Source organism: Nocardia tenerifensis NBRC 101015, from assembly GCF_000308715.1.
GTDB lineage: Bacteria > Actinomycetota > Actinomycetes > Mycobacteriales > Mycobacteriaceae > Nocardia > Nocardia tenerifensis.
This window is the reverse complement of the sequence record NZ_BAGH01000533.1, coordinates 1-7537: the sequence shown is the minus strand read 5'-3', so window position 1 is coordinate 7537 and position 7537 is coordinate 1. Positions and strand designations below refer to the sequence as shown.

General features: G+C 66.7%; 9 protein-coding genes. 4 read left to right on the top strand and 5 right to left on the bottom strand.

The features are described 5' to 3' along the window. The 4 genes from ON39_RS35470 to ON39_RS35455 all read right to left on the bottom strand — a co-directional run. A partial coding sequence (locus tag ON39_RS35470; RefSeq protein WP_157195572.1) for an MFS transporter occupies positions 1–736 on the bottom strand: 736 nt, incomplete at its 3' end. A gap of 106 nt (positions 737–842) precedes the next feature. Then, on the bottom strand, positions 843–2195 hold the full coding sequence (locus ON39_RS35465; protein ID WP_040740711.1) for a carotenoid oxygenase family protein: 1353 nt from the start codon (positions 2193–2195) through the stop codon (positions 843–845). 86 nt (positions 2196–2281) lie between these two features. Continuing rightward, positions 2282–2794, bottom strand: a complete 513-nt coding sequence (locus ON39_RS35460; protein ID WP_040740713.1) for an SRPBCC family protein — start codon at positions 2792–2794, stop codon at positions 2282–2284. Positions 2795–2906: 112 nt separating this feature from the next. Beyond that, positions 2907–3830, bottom strand: coding sequence for a VOC family protein (locus ON39_RS35455; protein ID WP_040740710.1), 924 nt, complete (start codon positions 3828–3830; stop codon positions 2907–2909). A gap of 75 nt (positions 3831–3905) precedes the next feature. Between ON39_RS35455 and ON39_RS46355 the strand changes: the two genes are divergently transcribed. Together ON39_RS46355 and ON39_RS51575 are read left to right on the top strand one after the other, a co-directional pair. Beyond that, positions 3906–4478, top strand: a complete 573-nt coding sequence (locus ON39_RS46355; protein WP_051187511.1) for a GntR family transcriptional regulator — start codon at positions 3906–3908, stop codon at positions 4476–4478. Positions 4479–4853: 375 nt separating this feature from the next. After that, complete coding sequence (locus ON39_RS51575; protein ID WP_342772745.1) at positions 4854–4976, top strand: hypothetical protein; 123 nt, start codon at positions 4854–4856, stop codon at positions 4974–4976. Positions 4977–5017: 41 nt separating this feature from the next. Here the strand turns inward: ON39_RS51575 and ON39_RS35440 are convergent, their stop codons facing one another. After that, positions 5018–5869, bottom strand: a complete 852-nt coding sequence (locus ON39_RS35440) for an AraC family transcriptional regulator (RefSeq protein ID WP_085998321.1) — start codon at positions 5867–5869, stop codon at positions 5018–5020. 141 nt (positions 5870–6010) lie between these two features. Between ON39_RS35440 and ON39_RS35435 the strand changes: the two genes are divergently transcribed. Both ON39_RS35435 and ON39_RS35430 read left to right on the top strand, forming a co-directional pair. Next, positions 6011–6556 carry a carboxymuconolactone decarboxylase family protein gene (locus ON39_RS35435; RefSeq protein WP_040740712.1) on the top strand — a complete coding sequence of 182 codons (546 nt, stop codon included), beginning with the start codon at positions 6011–6013 and terminating at the stop codon, positions 6554–6556. Between the two features lie 609 nt (positions 6557–7165). Then, a partial coding sequence (locus tag ON39_RS35430; RefSeq protein ID WP_040740707.1) for an alanine--tRNA ligase-related protein occupies positions 7166–7537 on the top strand: 372 nt, incomplete at its 3' end.

Below are 7537 nucleotides of genomic sequence, written 5' to 3'. Positions count from 1 at the left end.
CGATCAGCGGGACGAGGACGCGGGGCGCGGTCCAGCCGTATTGTCCGCCGACCGAGAGCGCGTAGGTGAGTGCGGCGAGTCCACCGGTCACGAAGGTCGCGCCCCACAGGTCGATCCGGCCGCCCGCCGGAAGGTCGGCGGGCACCAGCGATATCGTGGCGGCCAGCACCGCGACCGCTACCGGTGCGCCGATGAAAAACACCGCGCGCCAGCCGAATACGCCGGTCAAGATGCCGCCCGACAGCACACCGGCGACGCCGCCGATCCCCGATACCGCGCCCCATACCCCGATTGCCCGCGCGCGGCCCGCACCTGCGGGAAACAAGGTCAGCACCAATGCGAGTGCGGTCGGAGCGAGCAGTGCCGCGCCCACCCCCTGTCCGATTCTGGCGACGAGAAGGACCGCGGCGGTGGGGGCGAGCCCCGCCGCGATCGACGTGGCCGCGAAAATCGCTGTGCCGGTGAAGAATACCCGCCGCCGTCCGAGTACGTCGCCGAGTCGACCGCCCAGGAGCAGCAGGGCCCCGAACGCGAGTACGTAGCCGTTGACGACCCAGGAGAGCCCGATGGGTGACAGGTCGAGCCCGTGCCCGATGTCGGGCAGGGCGACATTGACGATCGAGGTGGTCAGCACGACCAGGAACTGTGCGGTGGCCAGGACGGTGAGCCCGATCCATGCCCGCGCCGAGGGGGTGAGGGCCCGGGTGACGGGGACCGGCTGTCGTCGAGGGTTCATGAGCTGTCTCCAGGTCCGTGCACATGTGGTCGTCCGACGGCTCGGCGGTCACCGGACGACCACATTGTTCTAACGAATTCGCTTGTGCCGCACAGAGAAACGCCGGTCAGTCCGCGATCCAGGATCCGTGGATACCGCCGGGCACGTGCCGGGGCAGTTCGACGGCGGCGACCGGCGGCGCGGTGAAGTCGTGGGCGTCGAGGACGAGCAGCTCCGAGGACTTGCCTGCGCGGTCGCCGACGAGGGTGAGCAGGTAGCCGTCGTCTTCGCCCATGGCGTCGGCGGCGGGGACGAAAACGGCTTCACCGGGGATGCGGCCCGCACCGGTCGGTGCCAGCAGGCGTGCGCCGGTGCCGTTGTCGTACTTGACGATTCCGACGCCGTCGTAGCCGGAGCCGGGGTAGGCGACCGCGTAGCTGTAGCGGTTGCGGCGCCCGAGGTAGTCGTGGTTGATGGTCGGGAACTCGGTGACCAGCGAGTCCATCATTTCCTCGCGCGCGGCGATCTGCCCGGGTTCGAGGATCCAGCGGTACTGAAGCGCCCCGGCGACCGGGTCGGTCGGGTATCCGGGCGCGCCGATCCACCACTTCCAGGATGTCTCCCAGGCCGACCGGTCCAGCCGGGGGCCTTCCACGACGACCCGCCCGGCCGTGTCCTCGTAGGCATTCGAAACATGCAGCATCGCACCGGGTTCCACGTCGAACCAGCGCACCGGACCGGCGCCGGTCCGAGGCAGGATACCCATGCGTGCCTGGTAGGCATCGTCCCACCGGTAAGGGATGCCCGAGGTTTCGGCGGGGTTGAAGGTCACTGACAGGTCCAGCCACACCGCGTAGTGCTCGGTGATCGCGAAGTCGTGCATCAGCGACGGGCCCGCACCCTCCACAACCTGCTGGTGGCGGATGTCGCCGTCGGCGGAGGCGATGTAGTAGATCAGGTGCGGTGCGACCGGCGAGTAGGCGAAGAAGTGCAGTTCACCGGTGACCGGGTCCACCTTCGGGTGCGCGGTCATCGCGGTTTTCAGCTTGCCGCCGAAGTCGTAGGCGCCGACCGTATCCAGCTCCGGCGTCACCTCGAACGGCAGGTTCGACTCCTGCAGCGCCAGGATGCGGCCGGCGTGCTCGATGATGTGGGTGCCCGCCACACTGGCGGTCAAATCGATGCTGCCGTCCTCGCGGATATAGGGTGCGCCGTCGAGTGCGGGTGTCTTCACCCACCGGTTGCGATACCACTCGGCCCGGCCATCACGCAGCCGCAGGCCGTGCAGCATGCCCGCGCCTTTGAACCAATGTGTCGGTGTGCCACCGGGTTTCGGGTTGTGGCCGTTGCGGAAGTAGCGGCCGTTCAGTTCGGCGGGGATGGTCCCGCGCACCGGCAGGGTGTGCGCGGTCACCTCGTCCGGCACCGGCCGGTAGTGACCGGTCAGGTAGGGCTTGGCAAGTGTGGTGTCGCTGTTCATCGGAGTTACCTCGTGATTCGTTCGAGCAGCAGGGCGCGGTCCGAGAACGGCACTCTGCCAAGGGTTTTCGTCTTCGGCACGCCGGGCTATCCGGCAGTGCCCTCGATGTGTGCCTTCAACAGTTCCAGTCCGGGCTGGATCCGTGCCGGGTCTACGACCGGGTGCGGGCCGCGTGAGTCGGTGTCGAGGAGCAACCGCTCGAACAGCCGGCAGAACAGGGTGGTTCCGTCGCCGAGGTCGAAGGTGGTGAAGGTGGCGATGGCGTGCATCGCCGGGGCCGGGACATCGTCGTCGAGCATGTCCCGGCCGACCACCGTCCACAGCTTGCCGGGAACCCGTGCCACCACGGTGTATTCCTTCGGCTTCTCGTTCAATTCCGGAAAGATGTACTCCAGCAGCACATCTCCGAGTTCGGCAGGGACGCCTTCCGTGCCGCGCCGCACCTCGGTTCCCGACGCGAACGGCAGCCACTTCGGCAGATTCGACCAGGTCGTCGCCCAGTCGTAGACGTCTTGCGCGGGGCGTTCGACGACGATGCGGTTCTCGACGAACCGGATGTTCAGGTGGTCCGGGATTTGGGGCACGTACAGGTCGGACATGATCTCTCCTTGTGGTTGAGCGCGGGACACCCAGGTCCCGATGTCTTCGATGAGCCGCGAGACCCGTTCGATTTCCCTTGCGGCGGAATGGAAGTCGTCTCCGCGCAAGCGGCTATCCGGCGTGGTGCGCGCCGGTCATCAGCGCGGCGAGGTCCTCGGGGTGCAGGAACGACGGAGGTGGTGGCGGACCCCAGCTGAACAGGCCCTGGGCACCGGTGAAGACCTCGGGGGTCCAGAGCTGATCGTCGATGATCGAGTCCATGTCGGAGTAGTACTCGGAGAAGTTGCCCGCGGGATCCTTGAGGTACCAGAAGAAATTCGAGCCCGCGTAATGGCGTCCGAGACCCCAGACGTGTCGCTGCGGGTTGCCCTCGAGCATGGCGGTGGCGCCGCGTCCGACGTCATCGATATCGTCGAGCTGCCACGAGGTGTGGTGCAGGAAGTTGACCGGCGCGTTGAGCACCAGCACGTTGTGGTGGTCGGTGGAACAGCGCAGGAACGCGCCTTCACCCTCGATCTCGTCGGAGAGCTGGAAACCCAGACCGTCGACGAAGAAGCGGCGGGTGGCCGCGTAGTCCACCGAGCCGAGGACCGCGTGGCCGAGCTTGCGCGGGCGTATCGGATCCTCGCGCAGCACACCGGGCGCGCGGGTGCCGCTGCGTTCGACGCGGCCGGGCCCGTTGTACGGGGTGGCCGGCGTGGCGGGTTGCGTGACGCGGTCCGAGATCCGTACCACGGCACGGAAATTGGCGACCGGTTCCGTGCCGGCGACCGAGTCGGCGGTGCGCTCCACCGGCAGGCCGAGCTTGTGCAGGCGGGCGGCCACCGCGTCGAGATCGTCGAAATCGTCGACACCGACGACGATTTCGGCCAGCCGTCGGGATGGTGCGCGGATGAGCCGGAGTTGGTCGCCGCCGTCGCGGGTGGCCAGCCAGCCGTCCGGTCGGGGGGTGAGGCCGAATTCTGTGTAGTAGTCGCGGGTTACGGCCGGATCGGGTACGCCGATGGTGACCGACGACAGTCGGTGTAATGCCATTGTGTCTCCAAGAGATTCGGGACGTTCAGTGACCGGCGACCAGCAGGTGCCCCGGGCTTCGGGCCGATCGGTCGGGTGCTGGAGATTTGGGCGGACCGGTGCGGCGTGAGCCGCCCGCCGGTCCGGGAAGCGCTCGAGATACTGAGCAACGAGGGACTGCTCACGCACGAGCTGAACCAGGGCTATTTCGTCGCGAAGTTCAGCAACGACGAGGTCGAGCAGCTTTACACGATGCGCGACCTGCTGGAGTCCGAGGCGCTCCGCACGCTCGAGTGGCCGACTCCGGAGGTGCTGGCCGAGCTGTCCGCGCACGTCGACCGGATCGAAACCGAGGCGATGGCAGGGCGGCCCGATCTCGCGCGGGGCGCGATGGCGGATCTCTATCTGTCCATCTACCGCCTGTGCCACCGCACGCTGATCATCGCCGAGATCGAACGACTCTGGGCACGCACGTCCTCCTATCGCGCACACAACTACGACATCCTGGCCACACCACAGGAGTCGACAGCCCAGTTTCGCCTGATAGTCGACGCTCTGGCCGCGCAGGATCGCGAGCGACTCACCGAGCTGCTCCAACGCCCGGTCGTCACCATCCTGACCCGCACACGGGCGGCGATGACAGCCAATCAAAATTCGAGCCATACCTGAGTCTTGCATAGTTAATATTAACCATGCAAGACTCAAGGTATGAACAGCATGGCTTACTTCGGCCCGACCTCAGCCCCCTTGGTTCGGCCGTCGATCGCGGTCGTCGCCACACTCGTTGCTCCCCGGCAAAGTCCTTGTCGCGCATCCGCTTTGGAGCGGTGGGCCGTGGTCGCCGGCCGCACGAATGACTCGTCGCACGCGGCCGTCAGCAGGCTGGCATGAACACGGCGATCGTGGTCGGCGGCGGGTTGAGCGCGGCCCTCGGCCTCGGCGCGCAGGCTGGCGGGTGAGGGCCGCTCCTGGCGCCTGACCCTCAACGCCAATGGTGTCCGCTGCGACGACCTCGCCGCCGACGCGGCGCCGGCCGACATGGCGATGCGAGGCACAGCGAGCGAACTGGTCCTCTACTTCTACCAGCGCGTCCCGCTCGACGGCCTGGAGACCACCGGCGACACCCAGCCGATGGAGCAGCTCGCAGACTGGGACCCGAACGCGTGAAACGCGCATTCGGGACGCATCTGCACTTGGCAAGTTGGCCCTCAGCGAGCGGTGGCCAGCCATGCGCGCGGTGAGCATCCCACCTTTTGCGTGAATGCCCGCGAGAACGCCGCAGGAGTGGTGTACCCGAGTTCCGTGGCGGTGCGAGCGATCGAGGCGCCGGTGCGAAGCCGGTCCTGGGCGACGGTGATCCTCCACTCGGTCACGTACTCGGCGGGCGGCTGACCCACCATCTGCTTGAACCGAGCGGCGAAGGAACTGCGGGACATGTGTGCTTCGTGCGCCAGTGTGGCGAGTGTCCAGGGCCGCCCCGGCGACTCGTGGATGGCGACGAGCGTAGCGGCGAGGCGTTCGTCGGCGAGTCCTGTCAGTAGGCCGGTAGGCAGGGCGAGTTCGTCGGTGTGGTCGAGGATCCAGCGGAGTAACTGGATGAGAACGACTTCGAAGAGCCGATCGGCGAGCACTCGTCGGCCGCACCGAACATTGTCGATCTCGGCGAACAGCAGATCGAGTGCTGATTCGAGGGTGCCGACGGCGTCGAGCGGGAGCACGATCACCGGCGGGAGCGTGCGCAGCAGTGGGTGGGTCGGGCCGCCGTCGAAATCGAGTGTCGCGCAGGCGAAGTCGGAGTCTGCGGTGGGCGCGTTGTGGAAAGCGTGTTCCAGCGGGCGTGGATAGAACAGCAGGCTGGGCTTGTCGATCCACCGCTTGTCCAGCCGACCGCTGACGCCTCGGTGGGTCACTTCCATCTCACCGGATCGGAGCACGTGCAGGAAGCCTCGTCCTGGTTGTGCGTCGAACGTCGTCACGCCGCACAACGGTCCGGTATGGAACAGGCGCGTGCGCACCCGGAACCGTTCGAGCAGGGGCGAGAGGCGGTCGAGGGCAGTCACAGACCCAAGCATGCCAGACGATTTGGTACGTATTCGGGATGATATGCCTCAATCAGTCCAAGTGGTCCTGACAGTCTGAGGGGGCGTCGCCCGCCAAGACCCGCGGGAGTCGTCACTGGAAGACCGACTGAAGGAATGCTCATGTCACTTGTCCCCCTTGTCGAGCGCGAGTCCGTGACCGGAACCGTCAAGGACCAGTTCGACCAGATCCACGCCGCGTTCGGCACGGTACCGGCGATGTTCCGAGCCGTCGCGAACTCGCCTGCCGCTTTGACGAGCATGTGGGCTTCGTTCGGCGCCTTCGGCGGCGGTTCTCTCGGGCCGGCGCTCGCCGAGCAGATCGCCGTGGCTGTCGCCAACCGCAACTCCTGCGAGTACTGCCTGGCCGCACACACCGCTCTGGGACGCAAGGCCGGGGTGACCCGCACAGCGCTGGAAGCCGCGCAGACCGGCCGGTCCGAGGACCCGCGCACCGCGGCCCTCCTAAGCTTCGCGCTGAAGGTGGTGGAAGAGCGCGGCCGAGTCACGGCGGAGGACGTGCGGGCGGTGCGCGATCAGGGCTGGGGCGATGAGCACATCGTCGAAGTCATCGGTCAGGTCGCGCTCAACCTGTTCACCAACTACATCAATGTCGCCCTCGCAGTCCCGGTCGACTTCCCCACGGTGGGTCTGCGACAAGCCGGCTGATGTTCCACCGACGCCGTCGCCGAAGAAAACCAGCCGTCTACCAAAGATATTGGCCTGGCTAGCAATCCGCACAGTCGCGGCGATCAGCCCGACGTGACACGAAGAGGTGCAAGGTTTGGATCGCGGCGGGCGCACGTCCATTCGGGCGTGCGCCCGACCTGCCTCCGGTGCCACGGCTCGCTCAGCGGCGTCCGGTTATTGCATTGGCACGGCGTTCGATTCGCGATTCCCGCTCCGGTTGCTTTACGGAAACCCCCAGCTTCCTCAACCAGGCCTTCACATCCGGAGAAATCTGCTCGCGCCAGTTCCATCTCGAGGCCGACTCCGCGGTGCTCCCTTCCGAATCGTCGATGGCGACGGCACCCGGCGCGATGACCGGCGGGACACCGATATTCGGTCGCGCTCCGCGTATCGGGTTGCTACCGTCCAACCCCATGAAGGTCACTCGAATCGCTGCCGCGGCCGCACGAGCTCTCAGCTCGCCGGTCGCTGCCGACTGACCTTTTCTTGATGCCGGCGACCGGAAACGGTCGCCGGTGGGCGTCGGTCTTGTTGCCGGGCTTGCTCTGTGCGGTCGCTTTCGGTCGATCACCAATCGATGGAGCAACCATGATTTCCACGGACCAGACCGTTCAGACTTTCCTCGACTTCTTCCGCGAGCGCGGGCACGAACTCACGCCGGGCGGGACGCTGATTCCGTCGCCCGGGGATCCGGTGCTGTTCACCACCTCGGGGATGCATCCGTTGACCCCCTATCTGCTGGGACGACCTCACCCGCTGGGCGAGCGACTGATCAGCTTGCAGCGATGTCTGCGCACGACCGATCTCGAGGAGGTCGGTGACGAGACCCATCTCACCGTGTTCGAGATGCTCGGGTCGTGGTCGCTCGGCGACTACGGCGGGCCGCAGAGCCTGCGGTGGGGATTCGAGTTGCTGCGGGATGGTTTCGGTATCGAGCCGAATCGGATGTACGCCACGGTG